The sequence below is a fragment of the Pseudomonas sp. genome, assembly GCF_030684895.1.
In the GTDB taxonomy this organism is placed as follows: Bacteria; Pseudomonadota; Gammaproteobacteria; order Pseudomonadales; family Pseudomonadaceae; genus Aquipseudomonas.
This window is the reverse complement of sequence record NZ_JAUXXP010000045.1, coordinates 52,637-79,121: the sequence shown is the minus strand read 5'-3', so window position 1 is coordinate 79,121 and position 26,485 is coordinate 52,637. Positions and strand designations below refer to the sequence as shown.

The following is a 26,485-nucleotide window of genomic DNA, read 5'->3' as shown; positions in this document are numbered from 1 at the left end:
TGGCCAGAAAGCGGCAAGATCAATAGGATGCATGGTGACAGCAGGGTGCAGGGGTTGGTGTGTTTGGCGACTGCCAATTTACCTGCATCCCTGACTGTCAATCCTCTCTTTCCCACGATCCCGCGAAGAACCTTTTTTATGCGGCCAAGACCTTACCAACCCACGCCAAAGCCCAGGCTATAACGGGTCTCATCCAGCTCACCCTCCGAGCCGCTGACCAGGTCCTTCTCCGCCTTCATGTTTAGCGAGGCCCAATCGGTCAGCTTGTAACGCAGGCCGACGGCGGCGTCCAAGGTGTAATCGGCAACATTATTCAGCGGCTTGCCCACTTCGCCATCACTGAACAGCTCGACACTCTTGCCGATCAGGTAGCGGTTGTAATCCCACTTCATGCTCACGGCATAAAAATTGTCGTTCTCACCATTGGCATATTCGTAGTCACTGCGGTTAAGCAGGCCGGCCACGGAGAAGGCGCCCAGCTCGTTATCCCAGAACTGGTAACCCGGACCGGTACCAACGGTGCGCTGACGGCGCAGGTCTTCAATGCGATCACGCTTGTATTCTAGGCGCCCCTGCCAGAACCAGTTCTCAGTCAGGAAGCGGTCGAGGGCATATTCTGCGCCCCAGTTATCCGTGCTCACCACGCTGTCGCGAAATTCGCGGTTGTACTCAGCCTGTCCGTTGTGCCGCCACAGGCCATGGCGGGCCTGGGTTTTCAGGCGCACATCGTAGTCGTCGGTGTCACGCTCGGCACGCTTGTAGTCCAGCGAGGCATCGATATTGCCCTTCCAGACAAAGTCTTCAATCAGCGGCTTGGGTTTGAGCATTTGCTTGATACTGGCCAGCTCGACGGTCTTCGGCGCATCGCCATTGGCCAGGGTCACCTTGCCGGGCTCGGCCGGATGCAGGGATTTGGCACGCTCGCCGGCAATGGCATTTTCCTTGACCAGCAGCTCTTGGTCGCTTTCCAGGGTGGCGATCTTGTTCCAGTCGAGGGCGATGGCACCGCCGTAGTCAGTTTCCAGCAGCAGCTTGCCGCCATCGTAGAACTTGATCTTACCGGTCAGACGGTCGCCGTTCTTCAGCCAGACGGTATCCGCCAGCGCGGAGGTGGCCGCTACTGAAAGGGTCAGGCACAGCAGGGTTCTGGAAAACATAGGAATGGTCTGTCTACTTCGGGTTCGCGGGAGGTCGCGCATTATCCGTAAGCACGACGCCAGAGCAAGCACTGACCGACAGAATCACCGCGAGTTCACCACTATTTGCTCTACCAACCGATCCCTACCCCCAACAGATAGCGGCGCTCACTGCTGGTTTGCCCGAGCCCGCGCGCCTGATCCAGCTCATACAACAGCGACAGCCGCGCCCAGTCATTCAGCCGATAACGCAGACCCATTTCACTGTCGAGCACGTAGTCAATTTCATCGATCTCAGGCAACTGCAGTTCGGCCGTGCTGTAAAACTCCAGGCGAGTACCCCAGAGCAGACGCTTGTAATCCCAGGACAGCGAGTAGGTATTAAACGCCAACTCACGCTGACTGGACTCCAATTGCAGGCGATTGAACTGACCGATCACATCCAGCCGGCCCAATTCGTTATCCCAGAAGCGATAACCCGGCCCGGTCCCCAGCGAGCGCTGACGGGTAAAAAAGGCGAACTCATCTTCGTCCTGCTCGGCACCGACCCGCCAGAACCAGTGGTCGGTGATAAAGCGGTCAAGGTCATATTCCAGCTGCCAATTGTCGGCCGTCTTCGCGTCATTTTTGACCTTGCGCTCCAGCTCGCCAGTCAACAAATGGCGCCAGCGCCCATGCTCCACGCGCGCATTGCCTTTAAGCTTCCACTCGTCAGTTTCATTACTGTCGCGCTTCATATCCAGCTTGGCGTCCAGATTGCCTTCCCAGAAACGGTCCTGCAGCACCGGGCGCGGTGGAATCAGGCGTTTGATGCTGGATAGCGGCACGGTCTGCGTGTTGTCGCTGACCACCCGCACCATGCCCTTCCCGGCGGCTTCCAGCTGGTTGCTGTGCTCGCTGTCGAGGCCTTGGCGGCGCATCAGCAAGGGTTTCTCCGAGCGCAGGGTGTCGATATCCTTCCAGGCAATCAGCACCTGACCGGCGTACTTGGTTTTCAGGGCCAGTTTGCCGCCGTCGAGCAGAACGATCTCACCGCTCAGGCGGTCACCATTGTTCAACCACACCGTGTCCGCCCACGCAGGCGCGGCCAGAGCAAGAACCAGAGAACACAGCAGAGTACGTAGCAGCATGATGGGAAAGCCGGATAGCGAGCCAGAACAGGGATCGAAGCATGCCGCGCCTGGCCAGCCGACAGCAAGCCAGCTCGAACGCCGCACGGCACTTTATGCGGTGCTGGCGCAGATTCCGACCGGCTGCGTAGTGAGTTACGGCCAGCTGGCTGCATACGCAGGTCTGGGCCGCGCCGCGCGCTGGGTCGGGCGCACCCTCAGCCAGCTGCCGGACGGTAGCACCCTGCCCTGGCATCGGGTAATCGCCGCCGGCGGACGCCTCAGTTTGCCCGCAGGCAGCCTCTCCGGCGCGGAGCAACGCAGCCGCCTACGTGAGGAAGGCGTGCAAATCCATAACGATCGGGTGGATATGTCGCGCTATGGCTGGCGCCCAATGGAGCACAGCAGTTAGAGTGCGCCCTTTATTAGGTCAAACTCAGGCTGATACCCCTTCAATGCCCCGTAAAAGCTGGCGTGATGCCATTGCTGCCTACTCCAGCCCCTCGACACTGGTGCTGTTACTCCTAGGGTTCGCCGCTGGCTTGCCCTATATGCTGGTGTTCTCCACCCTTTCTGTCTGGTTGCGCGAAGCCGGTGTGGCCCGCGACACCATTGGTTTTGCCAGCCTGATCGGCCTGGCATACGCCTTCAAATGGGTCTGGTCGCCGCTGCTCGACCAATGGCGCCTGCCGCTGCTGGGCAAACTCGGCCGCCGGCGCTCCTGGTTGGTGCTGTCACAGATCCTGATCGCCATCGGCCTGGCCGGCATGGCCCTGTGTGATCCGCAAACCCACCTGACCTGGCTGATTTCCCTGGCCGTGCTGGTGGCTTTCGCCTCGGCCACCCAGGACATCGCCGTCGATGCCTACCGCCTGGAAATCGTCGACGACACCCGCCAGGCCGCGCTGGCCGCCAGCTATATGGCCGGCTACCGCGTCGCCGCCCTGCTGGCCACCGCCGGCGCACTGTATTTCGCCGAGGGCTTTGGCTCCACCGCCCTGCTTTATCAACACGGCGCCTGGGCCGGCACCTACCTGTTGTTCGCCCTGCTGATGCTGCCTGGCCTGCTGACCAGCCTGTGGATGCGCGAGCCGGATGTGCCGCTGCGTACCCAGTTGGCCGCTGCGCGTTATGGCTTCAGCCATCAGATCGTCTCGGTGCTGGTGCTGATTGTGCTGCTGGTATCGGTACCGGCGATGTTTACCCAGTTCTATCACACCGATTTCGCCAGCGTGATCAATGGCGAAGCGAGCATGCTCGACCTGCTGCTGGAAGACCGCGCCTTCCTGCGCGCGCTGCTCTACACCATTCTCACCGCCCTGTGCCTGTCCACCATGGGCCGCCGCGGCCTGGCGCCGGTGCTGACCCCGGTGAATGACTTTATCCTGCGTTACCGCTGGCAGGCCTTTCTGCTGCTGGGGCTGATCGCCACCTACCGCATGTCAGACACCGTGATGGGCGTGATGGCCAACGTGTTCTACATCGACCAAGGCTTTACCAAGGATCAGATCGCCAGCGTCAGCAAGCTGTTCGGCCTGGTGATGACCCTGATTGGTGCAGGCTTTGGCGGCCTGCTGATCGTGCGCTTTGGCATTATGCCGATCCTGTTTATCGGTGGCGCCGCCTCGGCGGCGACCAACCTGCTGTTCCTTATGCTCACTGGCATGGGCGCGGACCTGCAGATGCTGATTTTCACCATCTCGGCCGACAATTTCAGCGCAGGCCTGGCCACCGCAGCATTTGTCGCCTACCTGTCGAGCCTGACCAACCTGAAGTTCTCTGCCACCCAGTACGCCCTGCTCAGCTCGATCATGCTGCTGTTGCCACGCCTGATCGGTGGTTATTCCGGCGTAATGGTGGAGAAGTTCGGCTATGCCCAGTTCTTCCTGGTCACTGCCTTGCTGGGTATTCCGACACTGCTGCTGATCATCCTGCAATGGCGCCGGGAACGGCTGCAAACCAGCGATTTAAGCGTGACTAACGCCACCGAACAGCACTAACAGCATTACTGGCAAGACTCTTGCTCTACCCTGCTCACAACAAGAGGGCAGGCCATGACCGTAGCATTCAGTAACGCCACCCGCCTCACCCACTACCCCAGCTTTGACAGCTGGTGGCAAACCCAGGGTGAATGGGTCGAAGAGCCTAACGAGCGCCGCGGTGGTTATAGCGGTGTTCAACGCCTCACCCAGCTGGGTCAGTCGCTCTACGCCAAAAAGCAAACCGGGCACACCTACCGCAGCCTGCTTCACCCTTGGGGTCGTCCGACGGTACTGCGTGAACGCGACGCTCTGCTCAGAGCACTCAAGGCCGGTGTCGCGGTACCCGAGATCGTTTACTGCGCCGCCGAGCGCAACCGCGAAGGCTGGCGTGCCTTGCTGGTGACTAAAGCCCTGGAGGGCTTTCAGCCTCTCGACGAGTGGTATGAGCATCATGCTGGCGAGGCGCTAGACGCCTCCCTGCACCAGCAACTGCTGCAGCAGATCGCGCAAAGCCTGGCCAATTTGCACAAGGCCCGCCAGCAACATGGCTGCATGTATGCAAAACATATCTTTGTGCGTATCCAGACTGCTGATACGCCGCCATCGTGCGAAATCGCCTTGCTCGACCTTGAGAAGTCACGCCGCCGCCTGACCCGCAAGCAAGCCGCGTTGCACGATATGCTGCAACTGCGGCGCCATTCGCCGTGGGATCAGGTCGACTGGCAAAGCCTGATTGGCCACTACCAACTGGCGATGGGTCGCAGTTTCAAAACCCTCTACAACGCCACTCGCCGCTAACCCGGCGCGCCGTCACGCGGCGGGCTGCTGCAGCAGATGCACCACCCGCTGCGGGAATGGGATGCCAATACCCGCCTCGCTCAGGCTTTCCTTGGCCTGCTCGGTGAAGGCGAAAGTCACTGGCCAGAAATCCGGCGTCGCCACCCAGATGCGCAGCGACAGGTTGATCGCGCTTTCACCCAAGCCAGTCACAAACACCACCGGAGCCGGGTCCTGGCGCACGCGTGGGTCCTTGGCGATATTCAGCAACACCTCGCGGGCCTGTTTGATATCGCTTGAATAATCGATACCCAGGTTGATATCGACGCGCCGCGTGGATTCGCGCGAATAGTTGGTGATATGGCCATTCGACAGGCTGCCGTTGGGTACGATCACCACTTTGTTGTCCGCGGTTTTCAGCGTGGTATGGAAAATCTGAATACTGTCGACACTGCCCGACACACCTTGCGCCTCAATCCAGTCGCCGGCGCGAAACGGGCGAAACAGCATGATCAAGACCCCACCGGCGAAGTTCGCCAGGCTGCCCTGCAAGGCCAGGCCAATCGCCAGGCCGGCAGCACCGATCACCGCGATAAAGGACGTGGTTTCCACACCGATCATCGAGGCCACGCTGACCAGCAGCAGCACCTTAAGCACAATGCCAACCAGGCTGCAGATAAAACTGCTCAGCGCGCGGTCGATCTGACGCATATTGAGCAAACGGCCAATGCTATTGGTGAGCTTGCTGATCAACCACCAACCGATCAGCAGCGTAATCACGGCCAGGGTCAGCTTGCCGCTGTATTCCAGCACCACAGGCAGCCAGGCCTCGGACATTTTCACCAGTTGTTCGACGTTCATATCCATCTGTTAATCCTTGTAAACCCTTGAAAATAAAACGCCACGGCAAGCCGTGGCGGTTTCACTGCAGCAACACCGTTGCGACGCCTGTGCGGCGGCAAGGTTCAACGTTCACGCATTAATCGCGGAAGTTATTGAACTGCAGCGGCATACCGAAGTCCTTGGCACGCAGAGCGGCGATGGCCTCCTGCAGGTCATCGCGCTTCTTGCCAGTGATACGCACCTGCTCACCCTGAATGGCGGCCTGCACCTTAAGTTTGATGTCCTTGATGTGCGCGACGATCTTCTTCGCCAGGTCCTTTTCGATCCCTTCACGCAGGATCACTTCCTGCTTGACGCTCTTGCCCGACGGGTAGGCGTCCTTGAACTCCAGACACTGTACGTCGATCTTGCGTTTGACCAGGCAGAGCTTGAGAATCTCAACCATCTGTTCCAACTGAAAATCCGCATCGGCTGTCAGGTTGACAGTCAGCTCTTTCAGCTCAAAGCTACCTTTACCGCGCAGGTCATAACGACGGTCCAACTCTTTGATGGCACTGTCGATGGCGTTGGTAACTTCATGTTTGTCCAACTCGGACACCACATCGAACGAGGGCATGGGCTTACTCCAGATAGACGGCGCGCCCTGCATCACGAACGGGACACGCCTGGCTTGACGGTAAAAAAACCCGGCCATTATATAGCGGTAGCAACATACACTGCCCGGCCAAGTATCGGGCCCACGTGATTTCCCCCTAGCGAGCCTGCCCATGCCTAACCCCCACCTGAGCATTTTGGTCGTCGATGACGCCAAGTTCTCCAGCGCCATGATTGGGCGCGCCCTAAGCCAGGCGGGTTATCAGGACCTCCGTTTTGCCAGCAGCGCCGCCGAAGCCATCAGCCTGCTCGAACAGCGCCCAGCCAGCGTTTTGCTCGCCGACTGGCTAATGCCGGAGATGAACGGCCTGGAGCTAACCGTGCAGGTGCGCCAGTTCGATGAAATGGCCCACCACTACACCTACGTCATCCTGCTTACCGGCAAGGAAGGCGAAAACGTCCTGGGTGAAGCCTTCGACAGCGGCGTCGATGACTTCATCAGCAAGGCCGCAATGAACGAGCAACTGGTGCCGCGCGTCTACGCCGCCGACCGCCTGTGCAACACCCTGCAGCGCCTGCTTCAGGAAAACCGCCTGCTCACCGAAAACATCGCCAGCCTGGAACAGCGCAACCTGATCGACCCGCTTACGGGCCTGGGCAACAACCGTTACCTGCACCAGAAGATGCTCGACAGCTTGCGCCAGGTCGAATCCCGCGGCGGCGCGCTGTGCTACCTGCTGATTGGCCTGCAGGATATGCCTGAGCTGCACCAGCGCTATGGCAACGCCTTCTACAACGAACTGCTGACCGGCGTGGCGCGACGCCTGCAACAGCTGGTACGGCCACTGGATGTACTGGTGCGCCTGGATGAAAGCCACTTCGGCCTGATCACCCTGCTGACCGACCTGCATGAGTGCTCGCCAAGCAGCTTCAAACGCCTGCATGAAGGCATCAACCTCAAGGCGTTCAAGACCAGTGAAGGCTTTATCAGCCTCAAGGCCGGTATCAGCCTGGTGGGCCTGGACGCCAAAGGCCTGCCCATCACTCCGGACCAGATCACCGACCACGCAGCCAGAATACTGCCCGAATCGCACAGCACCGGGCTGGTGACCGCCCTGCGCCTGTCCTTGCCGCAATAAGCTGCGCTCGGCATGTGGCATATCCTCGGCGCCGGTAGCCTCGGCACCCTATGGGCGACTCGGTTGGCGCGCGTTGGCCTGCCGGTGCAACTGATCCTGCGCGACCCAGCGCGCCTGCACAGCTATCAACAGGCCGGTGGGCTGACCCTGATTGAACAGGGCCAGGCGCAGCACTTCGCCATTGCCGCGCAAACAGTCGATTTCCCCCAGCCGATCCAGCGCCTGCTGCTGGCCTGCAAGGCCTATGACGCCGCCACGGCCGTCAGCCAACTGGCGCCACGCCTGGCGCCTGGCGCCGAAATCCTCCTGCTGCAAAATGGCCTGGGCAGCCAGGACGAAGTCGCTCGCGCCGCGCCCCAGGCACGCTGCATCTTTGCCTCTAGCACCGAAGGCGCGTTCCGCCAGGCGGATTTTCAGGTGGTATTTGCTGGCCACGGCCATACCTGGCTCGGCGACCCGCTGGATCTGCAGCCGCCCACTTGGCTGGAAGACTTGCACCAGGCCGGTATTGTTCACGACTGGAGCCTGGATATTCTTAGCCGGCTGTGGCGCAAGCTGGCGCTGAACTGCGCGATCAACCCGCTGACCGTGCTGCACGACTGCCGCAATGGCGGGCTGCGTGAACACCCAGCGCAAGTTGCCTGCCTGTGCAGCGAGCTGAGCGAGTTGCTGCACCGCTGCGGCCACAGCGCAGCCGCCGAAGACCTGCATGGCGAAGTGCAGCGGGTGATCCAGGCCACCGCCGCCAACTACTCCTCCATGCACCAAGATGTCAGCCAGGGCCGCCGCACGGAAATTGCCTACCTACTGGGTTACGCCTGCAACGCCGCGCAACGTCACCAACTGGTGCTGCCACATCTGCAGGCGCTGCACAGCCAACTGCTGGCCCACCTCGATGCACGCGGATTGCCCAGCCACTGAGGCCCGCGTTAACCTGCCTGCACTTTCGCCACCACGACAGCCGCCATGCCCCTGCGTCAAAGCCTTGAAAACCTACCGGTCGGCCGCAAACTGCTGGTCGCCCTGCTGGCTTTGCTCGCCACCGTGCTGCTGGTGGCCAACCTGGCCTTTATCAGCGCGGCCTACTGGATCTCCCAGGAAAGCGTGGCGCCCCAGGCCCTGCACACCCTCGGCCGGCTGATTGCTAGCCCGCCGCTGAGCAAGGAAGCACTGAGCTCCCCCGCTGCCGCCGAAGCCCTGCTCAGGCGCCTGGATGACTACGCACCACTGCGCGCGGCGGTGATCTATGACGCCGAGGGCCTGAACCTGGCGCAGTTGCAGCGCGGCACCAAACTGCAGTTGCCGCAGCGTATCGAACAGGTTGAGTCCTGGCGCCACAGTGAGTTTCGCATCAACCAGCTGGTCGAACTTCCGCAAGCCACCGGCAACTCTGGCCATCTGCTGCTGGTGGCCTCCAGCGAGCTGCCCGGGGTGTTCTACACCGGCACCCTGACCGCCAGCGGGGTGATTCTGGCCCTGAGCGTACTGCTCTGGCTGATCGTTTCGCGCCAAGTACGCCGCCTGATCACCCGACCGATCCGCCGCCTGGAAGAACTCTCGCGCCAGGTCACCCGCGAAGAGAACTATGCCCTGCGTGCGCGCCGCGGCAACCGCGACGAGATCGGCAGCCTGGCCGACGCCTTCAACACCATGCTGGTGCGCATCGAAGCCCGCGAACAGCAGCTCAAGCGCGCCCGTGACGACGCCCAGGAAGCCTTCGACCAGGCCCAGCACCTGGCCGAAGAAACCCGCCACTCCAACCGCAAGCTGGAGCTGGAAGTACAGGTGCGCGGCAAGATCGAGAAGAAGCTCACCGGCTTTCAGAAGTACCTCAACAGCATCATCGACTCCATGCCCTCGGCGCTGATCGCCCTAGACGAACAGCTCTACGTCACCCAGTGGAATCAGGAAGCCAGCAGCCTCTCCGGCACCCGCCTGGACGAGGCGCTGAACCAGCCAATCTTCCTCGCCTTCCCGCCGCTCAAGCCCTTCCTGCCGCAACTCAAGCGCACCGTCGAGCAGCATCAGGTAGAAAAGATTGAGCGAGTCACCTGGGGCAGCAACGAGCAGCCACGCCACTTCGCCCTGACCTTCTATCCACTGACGGGCGGCAGCGGGCGCGGCGTGGTGATCCGTATCGACGACATCACCCAGCGCCTCAATCTGGAAGAAATGATGGTGCAGTCGGAGAAGATGCTCTCGGTCGGTGGCCTGGCCGCCGGCATGGCGCATGAGATCAATAACCCGCTGGGGGCCATCCTGCACAACGTGCAGAACATCCGCCGGCGCCTGTCACCCGAGCTGGAAAAGAACCGCGAACAGGCCGAGCAGGCCGGCATCTGCCTGGAAGCCATCGACCGCTACCTGAATGCCCGGGAAATCCCGCGTCTACTCGACGGCATCCAGCAGGCCGGCAGCCGTGCAGCGAAGATCGTCAGCCATATGCTCAATTTCAGCCGCCGCAGCGATCGCCAGCTGGCGCCATGCCAATTGCCAGCGCTGGTTGATCAGGCAGTCGAGATCGCCAGCAATGACTTCGACCTGACCGAAAGCTTCGACTTCAAGAGCCTGAACATCCAGCGCGAGTTTGCCGCCGATCTACCCCCTGTGCCGGCCACCGCCAACGAGCTTGAACAGGTGTTGCTCAACCTGCTGAAAAACGCTGCACAGGCCATCCATCAACGCGACGACAGTACGACACCTGGACAGATCACCCTACGCGTACGCCTGGCGCCGCCCTGGGCGGAAATCCAGGTGGAAGACAATGGCGTCGGCATGCCCGAGTCGGTGCGCAAACGCATTTTCGAGCCGTTCTTCACCACCAAGGAAGTCGGCCAGGGCACGGGGCTCGGCCTGTCGGTGTCCTACTTCATCATCACCAACAACCACAAAGGGCAGATGGAAGTGCAATCCAAAGCCGGCCAGGGCACCTGCTTCACCCTGCGCCTACCGATGACCACCGCCACGCCTGACACAGGTCTCTAAACATGGGTTACCGCCTCTCGAAAATCTACACCCGCACCGGCGATGCCGGCGAAACCGGCCTGGCCGATGGCCGCCGCGTGACCAAGGACCACCCTCGGGTGGATGCCATGGGCGAGGTCGACACGCTGAACAGCCATATCGGCCTGCTGCTGGCTGACCTTGCCGAGCTCGCCGCCCAGTGCCCAGGATTGAATGAAATCATCGAGGTGCTCGCGCCCTGCCAACACCGCCTGTTCGACCTTGGCGGCGAGCTGGCGATGCCCGACTACCAAGCCCTGCAGGCTCCGGAAATCGAGCGACTGGAAGCGGCCATCGACCGCTGGAACGAAGAAGTTGGCCCACTGGAGAATTTTATCCTGCCCGGCGGCTCGCGCCTGATTGCCCAGACCCACGTGTGCCGCAGCCTGGCCCGCAGCGCCGAGCGCCGCTGCCAACACCTGAACGCCGTGGAACCGATTCGCGGCGTCGGCCTGGCCTACGTTAACCGCCTGTCAGACTTACTGTTTGTCGCGGCGCGGCTGATCGCCAAGCGCCAGGGAATCGCTGAAGTACTCTGGCAGGCGGCGGCGAAGCCACAGGCCTGAGCCGTAGCCCGGATAAGCCCTAGCGCAATCCGGGAGCGATGGTGCATGCGCAGATTTTCCCGGATTGCATCCGGGCTACGAGGTTAGGTTGCGCAGGTTGGCGCTGAGTGCGTGAAGCCGCGGAGGGTGGATGACGCTGTTTTCACCCACCATTACGGGTTGGTGGATGGATAAAGCGCCATCCACCCGACGACTTCAGAGCAGACTAAGCTGGCTTTCGAATGCGCGCCGTTCACCGCTCAGCGGGTCGATAAAGCTCAGCCCCTTGGCCAGCAGTTTCAGCGGCTTGCTGTAGTCATCCAAGGCATCCGGTGCATCGGTGACCTCGGGATAGAACGGGTCATTAAGGATCGGCGCGCCCAACGCAGCCAGGTGCACGCGCAGCTGGTGCTTCTTGCCGGTAACCGGATACAGCCGGTACAGCCAGTGCTCGCCGAGACGCTGGGCGACCTCGATGCGCGTTTCCGTATTGGCTTCACCGGCCACTTCCTGCATGCGAAAGAACGGCTCGGCGCCCTCCAACCGGGTTACCCGCAACAGCGGAAACTCCAGCTGTGGTAGGGCGGCTGCCAGTGCCTCGTAGCACTTGTCCATCTGCCGCAAGCGAAACAGTGCCTGGTACTGACCACGGCTCTGCCGATTAGTAGAAAACAGCACCAAGCCCGCGGTGTGCCGATCGATCCGGTGCAGCGGCACCAGGTCGGCATTGCCCAGGCGCTTGGCTAACCGCGCCTGCAAGGTCTGCTCGACGTATTCACCGGCGGGCATCACCGGCAGAAAATGCGGTTTGTCGGCCACCAGCAGGTGCTCATCGATATGCAGCAGGGTTTCTTCAAAGGGAATCGGCGTCTCCGCCGGCACCTCACGAAAGTAGTGCACCTTAAGCCCTTCACGATAAATCGCAGCCATGCCGAGCGGCTGCCCCTGGGCGTCCAGCACCCGACCTCGGGCGATCCGCTCCTGCCACACCGCTGGGGCAATCGCCGGAAAATGCGCGCAGAGGCACTCAAACACCGTCGCCCAGTTACCGCGCGGCAAATGCAGGGTGCTGGGGCGCATATTCGACGGGGAACGGGCTTCTACAGGCATCAACGCACTCGATCAGGCAGGCACATAAACGGACTCACTCGGGCCAGAACGCGCGAATACCCGCCACGCCCTGGGCGCCGACCTGCCAGGCGCGTTCCACATCGGCCGGAGTCACACCACCCAGCAGATAGGCCGGCAGATTGAAGCCCTGCAGCAGCTCGGCAACTTGCGCCCAGCCCAACGGTTGCGCATCAGGGTGGGTCTGAGTGGCTTGCACAGGTGACAGGGTGATGAAATCCACCCCCATCTGCGTGGCCAGCTCCAACTCCTGTGCTCTGTGGCACGAGGCCGCCAGCCAGCGCTGCGCGGGGAACGGCCGCCCGCCAGCGCTCAACTCACGCAACTGCTGCGCCGTCAGATGCCAGCCGGCAGCGGGAAAGTCGCCCAGCCACTCCAGCGGGCCCTTGAGCATCAGCTGCGCCTTGCCGGCACAAAGGCCGAGGGCATCCACGGCAATATCGCGGTACTGCGCATCAAACATCGCCGGGGCGCGCAGTTGCAGCAGGCGGATGCCGCTTTTCAGCGCGGCCTGGATGCCGCGTAGCAGCTCAGGCCCACTCAGGCCCTCGGGCGTAATCAGATAGCGCTCGGGTAAACGCGCCGCCGCGACAATCGGCCGATTGGCTGCGGGAAACTCATATTCGTCCAACTGCCGAGGGCTGACCCAGGCCAGCGGCTGGCCTTCGGCGCCGTGGGGCTCACCGGTAAAGGCCGAGACTTCCCAGACATCCAGCAGTACCTGCTTGTCCGGGTAATCGTGGCGTACCTGAATCAGCGGTCGCGCGGCGCTGGGGCGAATGCCCAGTTCCTCTTCCAGCTCACGGGCCAAGGCTGCCTGCACCGTCTCGCTGGCCTCGACCTTGCCACCGGGAAACTCCCAAAGGCCGCCCTGGTGCTTATCCTCGGGCCGTTTGGCGAGCAGGATCTGCCCGTCCACGCCACGAATCACCGCAGCGGCTACATGAATACGCTTCACGCCAGATGTTCCTCCTGAGCAGCCTGGTACCAGCGCTGAAACGCCGGCCACTGATAGATGGTCTCGACATAGGCAGCAGCCTTTGCAGGCAGCGCCACTTGGTAGCTGCGCAGGCGCGCTGCCACCGGGGCAAAGAAGGCATCGGCCAGGGTTGGCTGGCCAAACAGGAAGCCGCCGCCCTGGCCAAAGCGCTGCCGACACTCGGCCCACAGGGCGCAGATGCGTTGGATATCGGCCACGGCATCGGCCGGTATCTCAGCCAGTGCCTGGTTACGCTTGAGGTCCATTGGCAGGTGGCTGCGCAGCGCGACAAAGCCGCTGTGCATCTCGGCACAGGCGCTACGCGCTAGCGCACGCGCCGCTCGCGCCTGTGGCCACAGCTGGGCAGCGGGAAAACATTCGGCCAGGTATTCGCCAATCGCCAGCGAGTCCCAGATCGCGCCGTCATCACTGCTCAGCAGCGGCACCTTGCCGGTCGGCGAGCGCTGCAAAATCTGCGCGCGCGTATCGGGTCGGTTCAGGGTAATCAGGTGCTCGGTATAGCGTGCGCCAGTCAGCTCCAGGGCCAGCGCCGCACGCAGCGACCAGGACGAATAGGTTTTGTCGCCGATAACCAGAGTAAGTGACATGGGCTGCGCTCGATGCGAAAAGGTCGCATGACCTTAAAAGGCGACTCTCGCAATAGCAAATTCCCGTTGCTCATAGGGGCATGAACAACGGGAATGCGGGTCGTCAAACAGCAGGTACGTGGTGGATCAGGTGCGGTACTCGGCGTTGATCTTCACGTACTCGTGGGACAGGTCGGTGGTCCAGATGGTCTCGCTGCAGCCACCGCGGCCCAGCTCGATGCGGATGGTGATTTCCGCCTTGGCCATCACGGCGGCGCCCTGCTCTTCGGTGTAACTGGCGGCGCGGCAGCCACGGCTGGCGATGCATACATCACCGAGGAATACGTCGATCAGGCTGACATCCAGCTGCGCTACACCGGCGTAACCGACGGCGGCGAGAATGCGCCCCCAGTTTGGGTCGGAGGCAAACAGCGCGGTCTTGATCAGCGGCGAATGGGCGACGGCATAACCGACATCCAGGCATTCCTGGTGGGTCGCGCCACCGTTGACCTGCACGGTGACGAACTTGGTGGCACCTTCACCGTCGCGGACGATGGCCTGAGCCACCTCCATGAAGACACTGAACACCGCTTCCTTGAGCTTGGCGAACAGGTCGCCGCTGGCCTGGGTGATTTCCGGCAGGGCCGCCTGGCCAGTGGCGATCAGCATGCAGCAGTCGTTGGTTGAGGTGTCGCCGTCAATGGTGATGCGGTTGAACGACTTGTTCGCCGCATCACGGACCAGGTCCTGCAGCACGCTGCGCGCGACCTTGGCGTCAGTGGCGATATAGCCGAGCATGGTCGCCATATTCGGGCGAATCATCCCGGCACCTTTGCTGATGCCGGTGACGGTGACAGTCACGCCATCGTGAACAAACTGGCGGCTGGCGCCCTTGGGCAGGGTGTCGGTGGTCATGATGCCGGTGGCAGCCTCGGCCCAGTGGTTCTCGGACAAATCGTCGAGAGCAGCCTGCAACGCGCCTTCGATTTTCTCGACCGGCAACGGCTCACCAATTACGCCGGTGGAGAACGGCAACACGGCGCCCTCATCGACACCCGTTAGCTGAGCCAGGGCGGCGCAGGTACGCGCGGCATTCGCTAGGCCCGACTCGCCGGTGCCGGCGTTGGCGTTACCAGTATTGGTCAGCAGGTACCGCACGCTGCCCTGCACACGCTTCTTGGCCAGAATCACCGGCGCGGCGCAGAACGCATTGAGGGTAAACACACCCGCTACGCTGGAGCCTTCGGCACATCGCATCACCACCACATCCTTGCGCCCTGGGCGTTTGATGCCCGCCGAAGCGATGCCCAGCTCGAAACCTGGAACCGGGTGCAGGGTAGACAACGGGCCAAGACCAACAGCCATAGAGAACGCTCCTTGAGGTGGTAGGACTGATTGCGATGGTAAAACGCCGCGAGCGGTCAGACCGTTCGCGGCGTTAATCAAGCGGGGCCAAGCATAGCCAACTTCACTGTCGGCTCAACCCGCTCTACACGGGCTGTTTAATTAACCTGACCGTGGCAGTGCTTGTACTTCTTACCGGAACCACAGGGGCACGGTTCGTTGCGGCCGATCTTCGGTTCGGTGCGCACAGGCGCCACGGCAACCGCCAGATCGCCTTCTTCGTCAGTGGCTTGCGGCAGCAAGGCTGAAGCCTCTGCGTGTTGGAACTGCATACGCTCGGCCAAGGCTTCAGCTTCGCGGCGCAGACGGGCTTCTTCCTCGGCCGGATCTTCACGACGCACCTGCACATGCGACAGCACGCGGATGGTGTCGCGCTTGATCGAATCCAGCAGTTCCTGGAACAGGGTGAAGGACTCGCGCTTGTATTCCTGCTTGGGGTTCTTCTGCGCATAGCCGCGCAGGTGAATACCGTGACGCAGGTGATCCATGGTCGACAGGTGGTCTTTCCACAGGTCGTCAAGCACACGCAGCAGAATCTGCTTCTCGAAGGTGCGCAGGGCTTCTACGCTGGCCTCGATTTCCTTCTCGTTATAGGCACTGACCAGCTCTTCGAGAATGCGCGCACGCAGGGTCTCTTCATACAGTTTGTGGTCATCGTCAAGCCACTGCTGGATCGGCAGGCGCAGGTTGAAGCTGCTGTAGAGCGCCTCTTCCAAACCGGCGATATCCCACTGCTCAGGCAGCGACTGCGGCGCGATGTGCTGGTTGATGGTGTGATCCAGCACTTCCTGACGGAACTCAGCGATGGTTTCGCCGATGTTGTCGGCAGCCAGCAGCGTGTTGCGCATGTGATAGATCACTTTGCGCTGCTCGTTGGCCACGTCATCGAATTCCAGCAGCTGCTTACGCATGTCGAAGTTGCGTCCTTCAACCTTGCGCTGGGCCTTCTCGATGGCGTTACTGACCATACGGTGTTCGATGGCTTCACCGGACTGCATGCCCAGGGCCTTCATAAAGTTCTTCACCCGGTCCGAGGCAAAGATGCGCATCAAGCTGTCTTCCAGCGACAGGTAGAAACGGCTGGAACCCGGGTCACCCTGGCGGCCAGCACGACCACGCAGCTGGTTGTCGATACGCCGCGATTCGTGACGCTCGGAGGCGATCACATGCAGGCCGCCCGACTCGATCACCTGCTGGTGACGCTTCTGCCAATCGGCTTTGATCTGCGCAATCTGCTCGGGCGTGGCGTTTTCTAGGTTGGCAACTTCAACTTCCCAGTTGCCGCCCAGCAGGATGTCGGTACCGCGACCGGCCATGTTGGTGGCAATGGTCAGCGCGCCCGGACGACCAGCCTGGGCAATGATCTCGGCTTCCTTCTCGTGGAACTTGGCGTTGAGCACCTTGTGCTCGATGCCTGCCTGATTGAGCAGCGCAGACATGTGCTCGGACGTTTCGATGGTGGCCGTACCGACCAGCACCGGGCGCCCGAGGGCCATGCTTTCCTTGATGTCGGTGACGATGGCGGCGTACTTCTCTTCCGCAGTCAGGTAGACCAGGTCGTTGAAGTCCTTACGCGCCAAGGCACGGTTGGTCGGGATCACGATCACCGCCAAGCCATAGATCTGATGGAACTCGAACGCTTCGGTATCAGCAGTACCGGTCATGCCGGACAGCTTGTTGTAGAGGCGGAAGTAGTTCTGGAAGGTGGTCGAGGCCAGAGTCTGGCTCTCGGCCTGGATCGGCAGGCCTTCTTTGGCCTCGATCGCCTGGTGCAGGCCTTCGGACAAACGACGACCGGGCATGGTGCGGCCGGTGTGTTCGTCGATCAGCAGCACCTGGTTGTTCTGCACGATGTATTCAACGTTGCGGTTGAACAGCTTGTGCGCACGCAGGCCCGAGTAAACGTGAGTCAGCAGGCCCAGGTTATGTGCCGAATACAGGCTCTCGCCCTCGGCCAGCAGGCCGACCTCGGTGAGCATTTCTTCAACGTACTGGTGGCCCGCTTCGTTCAGCTCGACCTGGCGCGCCTTCTCGTCGACCTTGTAGTGGCCTTCCTGCGTGACCACACCCTCTTCTTCCTCGACATGCAGCTTGAGGCGCGGGATCAGTTTGTTGATCTCGGTATAGAGGCGCGAGCTGTCTTCGGCCTGACCGGAGATGATCAGCGGGGTGCGCGCTTCGTCGATCAGAATGGAGTCAACTTCGTCGATCACGGCGAAATTCAGCTCGCGCTGGAATTTGTCTTCCAGGCTGAAGGCCATGTTGTCGCGCAGGTAATCGAAGCCAAATTCGTTGTTGGTGCCGTAGGTGATATCGGCAGCGTAGGCTTCGCGCTTCTCTTCCGGCGGCATAAAGGGCGTGACGATCCCCACGCTCATGCCGAGGAACTCATACAGCGGACGCATCCAGTTGGCGTCGCGGCGAGCCAGGTAATCGTTGACCGTGACCACATGCACGCCCTTGCCGGACAGCGCATTGAGGTACACCGCCAGGGTTGCCACCAGGGTTTTACCTTCACCGGTGCGCATTTCGGCGATCTTGCCTTCGTGCAGGGTCATACCACCAATCAACTGCACGTCGAAGTGGCGCATGCCCATCACCCGCTTGCCGGCTTCGCGGGCTACCGCAAAGGCTTCGGCGAGCAGCTGGTCGAGGGTTTCGCCTTTGGCCAGACGGGCTTTGAACTCCTCCGTCTTGGCACGTAGTTGCTCATCGGAAAGGGCAAGCATCTGCTCCTCGAAGGCATTGACGGCTTGTACCGCCTTGAGCATGCGTTTGACTTCACGCTCGTTCTTGCTTCCAAAGAGTTTTTTCAACAGAGGCGCAAACATATCGACAGGATCTTCCAGGCGTATGGATTGAGGGCGGCTGAACAGCGACCCATGCAGCCTTTATGGCCGCGTGCGAAGGGGGCATTCTACCCGGAAACGCAAATGAGGAAAGCGGCGTTATTCGACGTCGTTAACCCGGGCTATATAGCTGGCTGGATTGACCAGTCGGCCGGCCTTGGTGACTTCAAAATGCACATGGTAGCCACTGGCGCGACCACTGCGGCCGACCTTGGCAATGGTCTGCCCGCGCTGCACCAGATCACCGATCTGTACCTGATTGCTCTGGTTGTGCGCATAAAGGGTGGTGTAGCCATCAGCATGGCTGATCTCAACCGTATTCCCATAACCCGACTTGACCCCGGAAAAACTCACCACTCCGGCCGCGACAGCCACCACATCACTGCCCGGCTTGGCGGCAAAATCGACACCTTTATGCTGGGTGTTGCGCCCGGTCAGCGGGTGCACGCGGCGGCCAAATGACGATGACATATAGCCATGGCGCACCGGCATGCCGGACAGGTATTCGGCCTCACTCAGTTGACGCTCACCGATCAGCTGCTCCAGCACTTCAAGCAATTGCTCACGACTGTCCAGGCGCAGGCTCAGGCGATCGAGCTCATCCATAAACGGCGGCGGCGCATACGCGGCATCACCCAGGGCATCTTCTGCACCGCCCTGCCCCACGTTAAGCGAGAAATCGAATTCACTGGCATCCAGATCCGCCAGCTCGGTGAGGCGTGCGCCCAAGGCATCCAGGCGAGTCAGGCGCGCCTGCAGCTCAGCCACATGCACAGCGAAGGCATCCAGCTGGCGCTGCGCGTCACGGCGCACTTCGCCGACCTCAGCGCGCTGCTGGTCCATCACCTGGTTGAGCTGGGCGTCATCGTGTACCTCAACCGTTGCCGGCGCCCACCAGGCGCCAACAGCCACGCCGCTGGCCAGCGCCGCGCCGAGCGCCAGCAACAACGCCAGTGACAACCAGCGCAGATCCAGACTGAGCGAACGTGCGGCACCGTGGTGCCGACTAAGTAGAATAATGTGCACGGCCTTCCCCTAGTGGTGAAGCGTCAGTCGGCAGCAGCGATTCTGCTACCATGGCCGCTCCACTTTTTCAGGCGTCCTGCCATGATATTTCGTCCTTTGCCGGCTCGGGCTCCCGCCGCGCTGTTGCGCGAAGCGAAACCCCTGAAGGCGCTGTTCAATCAAGCGCAACGCATTGATCGTCTGCAGCACTTACTGGAAAGCCAGCTGCAGCCGGCTGCTCGCGAACACTGCCACGTGGCGTCGTGGCGCGAGGGTTGCCTGCTGCTGATAATTACCGATGGCCACTGGGCCACGCGCCTGCGTTATCAACAAAAACGCTTGTTGAAACAGCTGCAGGCACTCGAAGAATTCGCGACCTTAACGAAGATTCTGTTCAAGGTGCAACCTCCGACTGCCGAAAGGCGTGTAGCGGGTCGCACAATCAGCCTGTCCAGCAGCGCCGCAGAAAACATCCAGGCCACCGCCGATGGCATCAGCGACCCCAAGCTACGCGCCGCCCTGGAGCGCCTGGCCAAACACGGCAAACCCAGCGAATAAGTGCTTTTCAGCCGCTAACGCGCAGGCAAAAAAAAGAGGCCACCCGAAGGTGGCCTCGAAAAGCAAAGTAAGGAGGGTATTGCGTTACACGGCCGCAACCGGGCGCATGTAAGAGATTGGCGCGGTGTTGGGGTCATCAAAGGTGACGACTTCCCATGCATCGGTTTGTTCGATCAGGGCGCGCAGCAGGCGATTGTTCAGCGCATGCCCCGACTTGAAACCCTTGAACTCGCCAATCAGGCTGTTACCCAGCAGGTACAAATCGCCGATCGCATCGAGAATCTTGTGTTTGACGAACTCGTCCTCATAACGCAGGCCGTCTTCGTTCAACACACGGAACTCATCTACCACGATGGCGTTATCTACGCTGCCGCCGAGCGCCAGGTTCTGTGAACGCAGGAACTCGATATCACGCATAAAACCGAAGGTGCGAGCGCGACTGACTTCTTTCACAAACGAAGTGCTGGAGAAGTCAACGCTGGCCGACTGGGTGCGATTGCGGAACACCGGGTGATCGAAATCGATCTCGAAGGTCACCTTGAACCCTTCGAAAGGCACGAAGGTGGCGCGCTTGTCGCCCTCTTCAACTGTCACTTCACGAAGGATGCGGATGAACTGCTTGTGGGCGTCCTGCTCTTGCAAACCAGCAGATTGAATCAGGAATACAAAGGGACCCGCACTGCCATCCATGATCGGTACTTCGGACGCGGAGAGCTCGACGTAGGCGTTATCGATGCCCAGGCCAGCCATGGCCGAAAGCAGGTGCTCTACCGTATCCACCTTGACATCACCATTGACCAAGGTGGTCGACATGGTGGTTTCACCAACATTACCTGCACGCGCGGGAATTTCCACGACAGGGTCCAAGTCGGTACGACGGAACACGATACCGGTGTCCACGGGTGCCGGCTTCAGGGTCAGGTATACCTTTTCCCCGGAATGCAGGCCGACGCCTGTGGCGCGGATAATGTTCTTCAGGGTGCGTTGTCTGATCATGGCTTTGGCCGCTATAGCGCTAGTTGCGAATTGTTTTCAACAATGGCCGGCGATAATAGCAGAACCGGCCTTTGCTGAACACCAATCGTCCCAATGCTCCTGATACATTTCATCAATCAGCCTGACGGCGCAGGAAGGCTGGAATATCCAGGTAATCCAGGTCGTCCTGCGGGTTCAGCTTAGCGGCAGTAGCAGCGCCGCCGTGGCTTTGACGCTGAACGGTCGGACGCTCGTAGTCCTTGTAGTTAACGCTCTGCTCGGCACGCCCCGGGGCCGCTGGGTTGCTGCCAGTGCTGGCAGAAACTTGCACAGTATTGTCGATAACCTTGACCGGCTTCTCGATACGCGCCCCCAGGCCCGTGGCAACCACGGTGACGTGCAACTCGTCGCGCATGTCCGGGTCGATCACGGTGCCGACCTTGACGGTGGCGTGCTCGGAGGCGAACTGCTCGATGATGTTACCCACATCGGAGTACTCACCCAGGGACAGGTCAGGACCGGCGGTGATGTTCACCAGGATGCCGCGCGCGCCTTGCAGGTTGACGTCTTCCAGCAGCGGATTGCGGATCGCCGCTTCGGTGGCTTCACGTGCACGGTTCGGACCGCTGGCGCAGCCAGTGCCCATCATCGCCATGCCCATTTCGCTCATCACGGTTTTCACGTCGGCGAAGTCGACGTTGATCATGCCCGGACGCTTGATGATGTCGGAGATGCCGCGCACGGCACCGGCCAGTACATCGTCAGCTTTGGCAAAAGCCGACAGCAGGCTGGCGTCCTTACCGAGGATGGTCAGCAGTTTTTCGTTCGGGATGGTGATCAGCGAGTCGACGCTTTCCGACAGTGCGCGGATACCTTCTTCGGCGATCAGCATGCGCTTCTTGCCTTCAAACGGGAACGGACGGGTCACCACGGCAACGGTGAGGATGCCCATTTCCTTGGCCACCTGAGCGATGACTGGGGCTGCACCGGTACCGGTACCGCCGCCCATGCCAGTGGTGATAAAGACCATATCGGTGCCTTGCAGCACTTCAGCGATACGCTCGCGATCTTCCATGGCCGCCTGACGGCCGACTTCCGGATTGGCACCGGCGCCGAGGCCCTTGGTCACCGCAGTGCCCAATTGCAGCACGGTGCGTGCGCCGATGTTTTTCAGTGCCTGTGCATCCGTGTTGGCGCAGATGAACTCAACGCCTTCAATGTTGTTTTTCGCCATGTGATTGACCGCATTACCGCCGCCGCCGCCCACGCCGATGACCTTGATAACCGCACTTGCTGGAGCGCTGTCTACGAGTTCAAACATTTTCCCTCTCCTTTACTTTCTAGTTGTAACGCCTACTGCAAAAATCAGAAATTGCCCTGGACCCAGCGTTTCAGCCGTTCCAGCACAGGTTGTTTGGGTTCATCGCTGTAGCTGCCAAGCGCAGACATGGAAATGCCGTCGGCCTGCTTCTGCAGTCCGTACAGCAACAGGCCCACGCCTGTGGAATAAATCGGGTTCCGCACTACGTCGGCCAGGCCCTTGACGCCCTGGGGCATGCCCAGGCGGACCGGCATATGGAAAATTTCTTCGGCCAGCTCCACCGCGCCTTCCATCTTCGCCGTACCGCCGGTGAGGACGATGCCGGCCGGAATCAGGTCTTCGTAGCCACTGCGGCGCAGTTCAGCCTGGATCAGGGTGAACAGCTCGTCGTAACGCGGCTCGACCACTTCGGCCAGAGACTGGCGCGACAGGTCGCGCGGCGGACGATCACCGACGCTCGGCACCTTGATGGTTTCGCCGGCACCGGCCAGTTTGGCCAGGGCGCAGGCGTAACGGATCTTGATCTCTTCGGCGTACTGAGTCGGCGTCCGCAGCGCCATGGCGATGTCGTTAGTGACCTGGTCGCCAGCAATCGGGATCACCGCGGTGTGGCGGATCGCGCCTTCGGTGAAGATGCAGATGTCGGTAGTGCCGCCGCCGATGTCGACCAGGCACACGCCCAGCTCTTTCTCGTCGTCGGTGAGCACCGCATACGCCGAGGCCAGCTGCTCAAGGATGATGTCGTCGACTTCCAGGCCGCAGCGGCGCACGCATTTTTCGATGTTCTGCGCGGCATTTACCGCGCAGGTGACCACGTGCACCTTGGCTTCCAGACGCACGCCGGACATGCCCAGCGGCTCACGCACGCCTTCCTGGTTATCGATCACATAATCCTGCGGCAGCGTGTGCAGCACGCGCTGGTCGGCCGGAATGGCTACAGCCTGGGCGGCGTCGAGCACGCGCTCCAAATCCGCCGGGCTGACTTCACGATCACGGATGGCGACGATGCCGTGGCTGTTGAGACTGCGGATATGGTTGCCGGCCACGCCGACGAAGGCCGAGTGGATACGGCAGCCGGCCATCAGCTGGGCTTCTTCGACAGCGCGCTGGATCGACTGCACGGTGGATTCAATATTCACCACCACGCCCTTTTTCAGGCCGCGCGACGGATGGGTGCCGATGCCGACGATTTCCAGTTGGCCGTCCGCGTTCACTTCACCGACCAGCGCCACCACCTTGGAAGTACCGATGTCGAGGCCGACGATCATCTTGCCGCTCTGCACGTTTGCCATGGCTCTTGCCTTCTCCTGATTCACTGCACGACAGCGGTTGGTGCCGCCGTGGGCGCTACCGGCTCGCGCCATGCCACGGCCAGGCCGTTGGCATAACGCAGATCGATCCGCGCGATATTCGTTTGTTGCTCTTTCAGGGCCTTGTCATAAATGGCCGTGAAGCGCCGCATTTTTTCCACCAGATGGTCACGCCCCAGCAGCAGTTCGATGCCCTGCCCGGTGGAGAGGAACCAGCTGCCGCGCTCGCGCAACTCCAGGCGCGCCACGGAAAAGCCCATGGGCCGCAACATCTGGCTGAGCACCTGGTACTGCTGCATCACCTGCTGCTGCGCACGCTTGGGGCCATACAGCTGCGGCAGGTGTGGGTAATTTGCCAACTCCAGCGGCGCGAACGCCTCGCCCTGGTTGTTCAGCAGCGCCTCATCGCCCCAGCGGGCAATCGGCAATTGTTCTTCCAGGCGTACCACCAACTGATCCGGCCATACGCGGCGTACCTGGGCGCTGGCAATCCAGGGCATCAGTTCCAGCTCGCGGCGCAGGCTGAGCAGATCGACACTGAAAAAGCTCGCATTGGCATAGGGCGCAATGCGCTGCTGCACGGCCTGCTGGTTGACGTAGCTGAGGTCGCCCTCGACGCTGATCCGCGCAATCGGCTGGTCGGCATAGGGCAACGCACGCAACGACAGCTCATAGGTGCCGTAGCCCAGCGCGAGCAGCAACAGCGGCCAGGTCAGGCGCTTCAGCCAGCTGCCCATGCCGGTGAAACGAGCTTTCGGCAGGCTCATGCGCAGGCTGATCGGCTCCTTGGCCACCAAACGGCTGGCGCCACGCGGCACAGGCTTGCCGCGCACGGGAGCGCGGTTCGAGCCTGGCTGGTGACGCAAGGTGGCCGTCATGAGTTAACCCCGCGCCTCAAGGCTGTCGGCAAGAATAGCCAACACCAGTTGTTGAAAATCCAGACCCGCAGCACGCGCCGCCATCGGCACCAGACTGTGGTCGGTCATGCCCGGTACGGTGTTGACTTCCAGCAGCCAGAACTTGCCCTCGGCATCCTGCATCACGTCGGCGCGGGCCCAGCCCTGGGTGCCGACTGCTTCGCAGGCGCGAGCGGTGAGGTCTTTCAGCTCGGCTTCCTTCTCCGCCGAGAGGCCGCACGGGATGCGGTACTGGGTGTCATTGGCCAGGTACTTGGCGTCGTAGTCGTAGAAGCTGTGCGGCGTGCCCAGGGCAATCGGCGGCAGCACCTGACCACGCAGCATGGCGATGGTGAACTCCGGACCGGCGATCATCTGCTCGACCAGCACCTGCGAGTCATAGCGGCTGGCGTCCTTCCAGGCAGTGATCAGCGCGTCGACATCGTTGACCTTGGCCATGCCAATGCTTGAACCCTCATGGGCCGGTTTGACGAACAACGGGAAGCCCAGCTCGGCAGCGGCCGCATGGCAATCCGCTTCGCAGGCCAGCGCAGCGTGGGCAGGCGTTGGCAAGCCGAGGCTCAGCCACACGCGCTTGGTGCGCAGCTTGTCCATAGCCAGGGCCGAAGCCAGGATGCCGCTGCCGGTGTAAGGAATCCCGGCGCATTCGAGCAAGCCCTGCATCGAACCGTCTTCACCACCACGGCCGTGCAGGACGATAAAGGCGCGGTCGATTTTCTCGGCCGTCAGGCGCTGCAGCAGATCATCGCCAGCATCGATACCAAAGGCATTCACACCCGCAGCCAGCAGCGCCTGCAGCACGGCATTGCCGGACTTCAGCGAGACTTCACGCTCGGCGCTCTTGCCGCCGAACAGCACGGCCACGCGGCCAAAGGCGCTGACCGGAAAGTGTGATTGCAGGCTGGCAGCACTCATTTGGTTTTCCCTTCGGCCGTTGCAAACAACGGGCTTTGCAGCAGTTGCGGAGCCAGGCCACCGATGTCGCCGGCACCTTGGCAAAGAAGAATGTCGCCAGCGCGCAGCAGCGGTTTGACGATGGGCGCGAGGTCGACGCCGCGCTCGATGTAGATCGGGTCAAGCTGACCGCGCTGACGGATGCTGTGGCACAGGTTGCGGCTGTCAGCACCTGGAATTGGCGCTTCGCCGGCCGGGTAGACTTCCATCAGCAACAGCACTTGGGCATCGCCGAGCACCTGGACGAAATCGTCATACAGGTCACGAGTACGGCTGAAGCGGTGCGGCTGGTAAACCATTACCAGGCGGCGCTCCGGCCAACCGCCGCGCACGGCCTTGATCACTGCGGCGACTTCACGCGGGTGGTGGCCGTAGTCATCGACCAGCATCACGCTGCCGCCATCCACCGGCAGTTCGCCGTACACCTGGAAGCGTCGACCCACACCCTGGAAGCCCGACAGGCCTTGAACGATGGCTTCATCACTTATGCCTTCGTCGCTGGCGATGGCGATGGTGGCCAGGGCGTTCAATACGTTGTGGTTGCCCGGCATGTTCACTGACACGTCCAGCGGCTCGCGGTCGCGGCGCAGCACGGTGAAGAAGGTTTGCATGCCCTGCTGACGTACGTTGATCGCACGCACGTCGGCATCTTCATCAAAACCGTAGGTCACGGTCGGACGGGCCACCTGCGGCAGGATTTCGCGCACGATCGGGTCGTCCACACACATCACCGCCAGACCGTAGAACGGCAGGTTATGCAGGAACTCAATGAAGGTTTTCTTCAACTTGTTGAAGTCACCGCCATAGGTGCTCATGTGGTCCATGTCGATATTGGTGACCACCGAGACCATCGGCTGCAGGTGCAGGAAGCTGGCGTCACTCTCATCGGCTTCGGCGATCAGGTAACGGCTGCTGCCCAGTTGCGCGTTGGTGCCGGCTGCATTCAGCCGACCACCGATGACGAACGTCGGGTCCAGGCCGCCTGCGGCGAACACCGAGGCCAGCAGGCTGGTGGTGGTGGTCTTGCCATGGGTGCCGGCAACGGCAATACCATGGCGGTAGCGCATCAGTTCAGCCAGCATCTCGGCGCGCGGCACCACGGGGATGCGACGCTCCAGGGCGGTGGCGACTTCCGGGTTGCTGGTATTTACCGCGCTGGACACCACCAGCACGTCGGCCTGTTCGGCGTTCTCGGCGCGGTGGCCAATGAAAATCTGCGCACCGAAGGTTTCCAGGCGCTCGGTCACGGCCGAGGCCTTGAGGTCGGAGCCGGAGACTTCATAGCCGAGGTTAAGCAGCACTTCGGCAATACCGCACATGCCGGCACCACCGATGCCGACAAAGTGGATACGGCGAATGCGGCGCATACG

23 protein-coding genes and 1 pseudogene are annotated in these 26,485 nt (G+C 61.4%); 8 read left to right on the top strand and 16 right to left on the bottom strand.

What is annotated here, in order from left to right; genetic code table 11:
* Window positions 1–152: 152 nt before the first annotated feature.
* Window positions 153–1,157, bottom strand: a complete 1,005-nt coding sequence (locus tag Q8M42_RS09265) for a DUF481 domain-containing protein (protein ID WP_304870431.1) — start codon at window positions 1,155–1,157, stop codon at window positions 153–155.
* A 110-nt stretch (window positions 1,158–1,267) separates the two neighbouring features.
* Window positions 1,268–2,266: a DUF481 domain-containing protein gene (locus Q8M42_RS09260; RefSeq protein WP_304870432.1), complete on the bottom strand. Its 999-nt coding sequence runs from the start codon at window positions 2,264–2,266 to the stop codon at window positions 1,268–1,270.
* Window position 2,267: 1 nt separating this feature from the next.
* Between Q8M42_RS09260 and Q8M42_RS09255 the strand changes: the two genes are divergently transcribed.
* The 3 genes from Q8M42_RS09255 to Q8M42_RS09245 are packed head-to-tail and all read left to right on the top strand — an operon-like array spanning window position 2,268 to window position 5,025.
* Window positions 2,268–2,657: an MGMT family protein gene (locus Q8M42_RS09255; protein ID WP_304870434.1), complete on the top strand. Its 390-nt coding sequence runs from the start codon at window positions 2,268–2,270 to the stop codon at window positions 2,655–2,657.
* A gap of 43 nt (window positions 2,658–2,700) precedes the next feature.
* The gene (locus Q8M42_RS09250) at window positions 2,701–4,245 is read left to right on the top strand and encodes an AmpG family muropeptide MFS transporter (RefSeq protein ID WP_304870435.1); all 1,545 of its coding nucleotides are present in this window, start codon (window positions 2,701–2,703) and stop codon (window positions 4,243–4,245) included.
* A gap of 54 nt (window positions 4,246–4,299) precedes the next feature.
* Complete coding sequence (locus Q8M42_RS09245; RefSeq protein ID WP_304870438.1) at window positions 4,300–5,025, top strand: lipopolysaccharide kinase InaA family protein; 726 nt, start codon at window positions 4,300–4,302, stop codon at window positions 5,023–5,025.
* Window positions 5,026–5,037: 12 nt separating this feature from the next.
* Here Q8M42_RS09245 and Q8M42_RS09240 read toward each other — a convergent pair whose 3' ends face one another.
* A complete protein-coding gene (locus tag Q8M42_RS09240) occupies window positions 5,038–5,871 on the bottom strand; it encodes a mechanosensitive ion channel family protein (RefSeq protein WP_304870440.1) in 834 nt (277 codons plus the stop codon).
* 112 nt (window positions 5,872–5,983) lie between these two features.
* Window positions 5,984–6,463, bottom strand: coding sequence for a YajQ family cyclic di-GMP-binding protein (locus tag Q8M42_RS09235; protein ID WP_090249077.1), 480 nt, complete (start codon window positions 6,461–6,463; stop codon window positions 5,984–5,986).
* A gap of 142 nt (window positions 6,464–6,605) precedes the next feature.
* Here Q8M42_RS09235 and Q8M42_RS09230 point away from each other — a divergent pair.
* From Q8M42_RS09230 to Q8M42_RS09215, 4 genes and pseudogenes are all read left to right on the top strand, one after another.
* Window positions 6,606–7,482, top strand: a pseudogene (locus tag Q8M42_RS09230) (response regulator); the annotation flags it as partial.
* Window positions 7,483–7,592: 110 nt separating this feature from the next.
* Window positions 7,593–8,501, top strand: a complete 909-nt coding sequence (locus Q8M42_RS09225; protein ID WP_304870444.1) for a putative 2-dehydropantoate 2-reductase — start codon at window positions 7,593–7,595, stop codon at window positions 8,499–8,501.
* 45 nt (window positions 8,502–8,546) lie between these two features.
* A complete protein-coding gene (locus tag Q8M42_RS09220; RefSeq protein WP_304870446.1) occupies window positions 8,547–10,565 on the top strand; it encodes an ATP-binding protein in 2,019 nt (672 codons plus the stop codon).
* A 2-nt stretch (window positions 10,566–10,567) separates the two neighbouring features.
* Entirely contained in the window at window positions 10,568–11,149 is a 582-nt protein-coding gene (locus Q8M42_RS09215) for a cob(I)yrinic acid a,c-diamide adenosyltransferase (protein ID WP_304870448.1), read from the top strand.
* A 195-nt stretch (window positions 11,150–11,344) separates the two neighbouring features.
* On the opposite strand, the gene Q8M42_RS09210 is transcribed toward Q8M42_RS09215, so the two are convergent.
* From Q8M42_RS09210 to Q8M42_RS09185, 6 genes are all read right to left on the bottom strand, one after another.
* A complete protein-coding gene (locus Q8M42_RS09210; protein WP_304870451.1) occupies window positions 11,345–12,238 on the bottom strand; it encodes an RluA family pseudouridine synthase in 894 nt (297 codons plus the stop codon).
* 34 nt (window positions 12,239–12,272) lie between these two features.
* Complete coding sequence (locus Q8M42_RS09205; protein WP_304870453.1) at window positions 12,273–13,214, bottom strand: Nudix family hydrolase; 942 nt, start codon at window positions 13,212–13,214, stop codon at window positions 12,273–12,275.
* Complete coding sequence (locus Q8M42_RS09200; RefSeq protein WP_304870455.1) at window positions 13,211–13,843, bottom strand: glutathione S-transferase family protein; 633 nt, start codon at window positions 13,841–13,843, stop codon at window positions 13,211–13,213. Before Q8M42_RS09200 ends, Q8M42_RS09205 begins: the two co-directional genes overlap by 4 nt.
* A gap of 126 nt (window positions 13,844–13,969) precedes the next feature.
* Window positions 13,970–15,187, bottom strand: a complete 1,218-nt coding sequence (argJ, locus tag Q8M42_RS09195; RefSeq protein WP_304870457.1) for a bifunctional glutamate N-acetyltransferase/amino-acid acetyltransferase ArgJ — start codon at window positions 15,185–15,187, stop codon at window positions 13,970–13,972.
* A 137-nt stretch (window positions 15,188–15,324) separates the two neighbouring features.
* On the bottom strand, window positions 15,325–18,057 hold the full coding sequence (gene secA, locus Q8M42_RS09190; protein ID WP_304870459.1) for a preprotein translocase subunit SecA: 2,733 nt from the start codon (window positions 18,055–18,057) through the stop codon (window positions 15,325–15,327).
* 117 nt (window positions 18,058–18,174) lie between these two features.
* Window positions 18,175–19,101, bottom strand: coding sequence for a M23 family metallopeptidase (locus tag Q8M42_RS09185; protein WP_304870461.1), 927 nt, complete (start codon window positions 19,099–19,101; stop codon window positions 18,175–18,177).
* 81 nt (window positions 19,102–19,182) lie between these two features.
* Between Q8M42_RS09185 and Q8M42_RS09180 the strand changes: the two genes are divergently transcribed.
* Window positions 19,183–19,638, top strand: coding sequence for a DUF721 domain-containing protein (locus Q8M42_RS09180; RefSeq protein WP_304870463.1), 456 nt, complete (start codon window positions 19,183–19,185; stop codon window positions 19,636–19,638).
* Between the two features lie 84 nt (window positions 19,639–19,722).
* On the opposite strand, the gene lpxC is transcribed toward Q8M42_RS09180, so the two are convergent.
* The 6 genes from lpxC to murC form a co-directional block, all read right to left on the bottom strand.
* Window positions 19,723–20,634 carry a UDP-3-O-acyl-N-acetylglucosamine deacetylase gene (lpxC, locus tag Q8M42_RS09175; protein WP_305284023.1) on the bottom strand — a complete coding sequence of 304 codons (912 nt, stop codon included), beginning with the start codon at window positions 20,632–20,634 and terminating at the stop codon, window positions 19,723–19,725.
* A gap of 112 nt (window positions 20,635–20,746) precedes the next feature.
* Window positions 20,747–21,934 (bottom strand): cell division protein FtsZ, encoded by a 1,188-nt coding sequence (ftsZ, locus tag Q8M42_RS09170; protein ID WP_304870467.1) that lies wholly within the window; start codon window positions 21,932–21,934, stop codon window positions 20,747–20,749.
* Window positions 21,935–21,978: 44 nt separating this feature from the next.
* Window positions 21,979–23,226 (bottom strand): cell division protein FtsA, encoded by a 1,248-nt coding sequence (gene ftsA / locus Q8M42_RS09165; protein ID WP_304870469.1) that lies wholly within the window; start codon window positions 23,224–23,226, stop codon window positions 21,979–21,981.
* 20 nt (window positions 23,227–23,246) lie between these two features.
* A complete protein-coding gene (locus tag Q8M42_RS09160; RefSeq protein WP_304870471.1) occupies window positions 23,247–24,122 on the bottom strand; it encodes a cell division protein FtsQ/DivIB in 876 nt (291 codons plus the stop codon).
* Between the two features lie 3 nt (window positions 24,123–24,125).
* Window positions 24,126–25,076, bottom strand: coding sequence for a D-alanine--D-alanine ligase (locus tag Q8M42_RS09155; RefSeq protein WP_304870472.1), 951 nt, complete (start codon window positions 25,074–25,076; stop codon window positions 24,126–24,128).
* Entirely contained in the window at window positions 25,073–26,482 is a 1,410-nt protein-coding gene (gene murC / locus Q8M42_RS09150) for a UDP-N-acetylmuramate--L-alanine ligase (protein WP_304870491.1), read from the bottom strand. The genes Q8M42_RS09155 and murC overlap by 4 nt, the downstream gene beginning before the upstream one ends.
* Window positions 26,483–26,485 lie beyond the last annotated feature (3 nt).

Bases quoted from the DNA above. Each gene is read 5' to 3' on its own strand.
- Q8M42_RS09265 (WP_304870431.1), bottom strand. From the start codon at position 1,157: ATGTTTTCCAGAACCCTGCTGTGCCTGACCCTTTCAGTAGCGGCCACC.
- Q8M42_RS09260 (WP_304870432.1), bottom strand. From the start codon at position 2,266: ATGCTGCTACGTACTCTGCTGTGTTCTCTGGTTCTTGCTCTGGCCGCG.
- Q8M42_RS09255 (WP_304870434.1), top strand. From the start codon at position 2,268: ATGGGAAAGCCGGATAGCGAGCCAGAACAGGGATCGAAGCATGCCGCG.
- Q8M42_RS09250 (WP_304870435.1), top strand. From the start codon at position 2,701: ATGCCCCGTAAAAGCTGGCGTGATGCCATTGCTGCCTACTCCAGCCCC.
- Q8M42_RS09245 (WP_304870438.1), top strand. From the start codon at position 4,300: ATGACCGTAGCATTCAGTAACGCCACCCGCCTCACCCACTACCCCAGC.
- Q8M42_RS09240 (WP_304870440.1), bottom strand. From the start codon at position 5,871: ATGGATATGAACGTCGAACAACTGGTGAAAATGTCCGAGGCCTGGCTG.
- Q8M42_RS09235 (WP_090249077.1), bottom strand. From the start codon at position 6,463: ATGCCCTCGTTCGATGTGGTGTCCGAGTTGGACAAACATGAAGTTACC.
- Q8M42_RS09225 (WP_304870444.1), top strand. From the start codon at position 7,593: ATGTGGCATATCCTCGGCGCCGGTAGCCTCGGCACCCTATGGGCGACT.
- Q8M42_RS09220 (WP_304870446.1), top strand. From the start codon at position 8,547: ATGCCCCTGCGTCAAAGCCTTGAAAACCTACCGGTCGGCCGCAAACTG.
- Q8M42_RS09215 (WP_304870448.1), top strand. From the start codon at position 10,568: ATGGGTTACCGCCTCTCGAAAATCTACACCCGCACCGGCGATGCCGGC.
- Q8M42_RS09210 (WP_304870451.1), bottom strand. From the start codon at position 12,238: ATGCCTGTAGAAGCCCGTTCCCCGTCGAATATGCGCCCCAGCACCCTG.
- Q8M42_RS09200 (WP_304870455.1), bottom strand. From the start codon at position 13,843: ATGTCACTTACTCTGGTTATCGGCGACAAAACCTATTCGTCCTGGTCG.
- argJ (WP_304870457.1), bottom strand. From the start codon at position 15,187: ATGGCTGTTGGTCTTGGCCCGTTGTCTACCCTGCACCCGGTTCCAGGT.
- secA (WP_304870459.1), bottom strand. From the start codon at position 18,057: ATGTTTGCGCCTCTGTTGAAAAAACTCTTTGGAAGCAAGAACGAGCGT.
- Q8M42_RS09180 (WP_304870463.1), top strand. From the start codon at position 19,183: ATGATATTTCGTCCTTTGCCGGCTCGGGCTCCCGCCGCGCTGTTGCGC.
- lpxC (WP_305284023.1), bottom strand. From the start codon at position 20,634: ATGATCAGACAACGCACCCTGAAGAACATTATCCGCGCCACAGGCGTC.
- ftsZ (WP_304870467.1), bottom strand. From the start codon at position 21,934: ATGTTTGAACTCGTAGACAGCGCTCCAGCAAGTGCGGTTATCAAGGTC.
- ftsA (WP_304870469.1), bottom strand. From the start codon at position 23,226: ATGGCAAACGTGCAGAGCGGCAAGATGATCGTCGGCCTCGACATCGGT.
- Q8M42_RS09160 (WP_304870471.1), bottom strand. From the start codon at position 24,122: ATGACGGCCACCTTGCGTCACCAGCCAGGCTCGAACCGCGCTCCCGTG.
- Q8M42_RS09155 (WP_304870472.1), bottom strand. From the start codon at position 25,076: ATGAGTGCTGCCAGCCTGCAATCACACTTTCCGGTCAGCGCCTTTGGC.
- murC (WP_304870491.1), bottom strand. From the start codon at position 26,482: ATGCGCCGCATTCGCCGTATCCACTTTGTCGGCATCGGTGGTGCCGGC.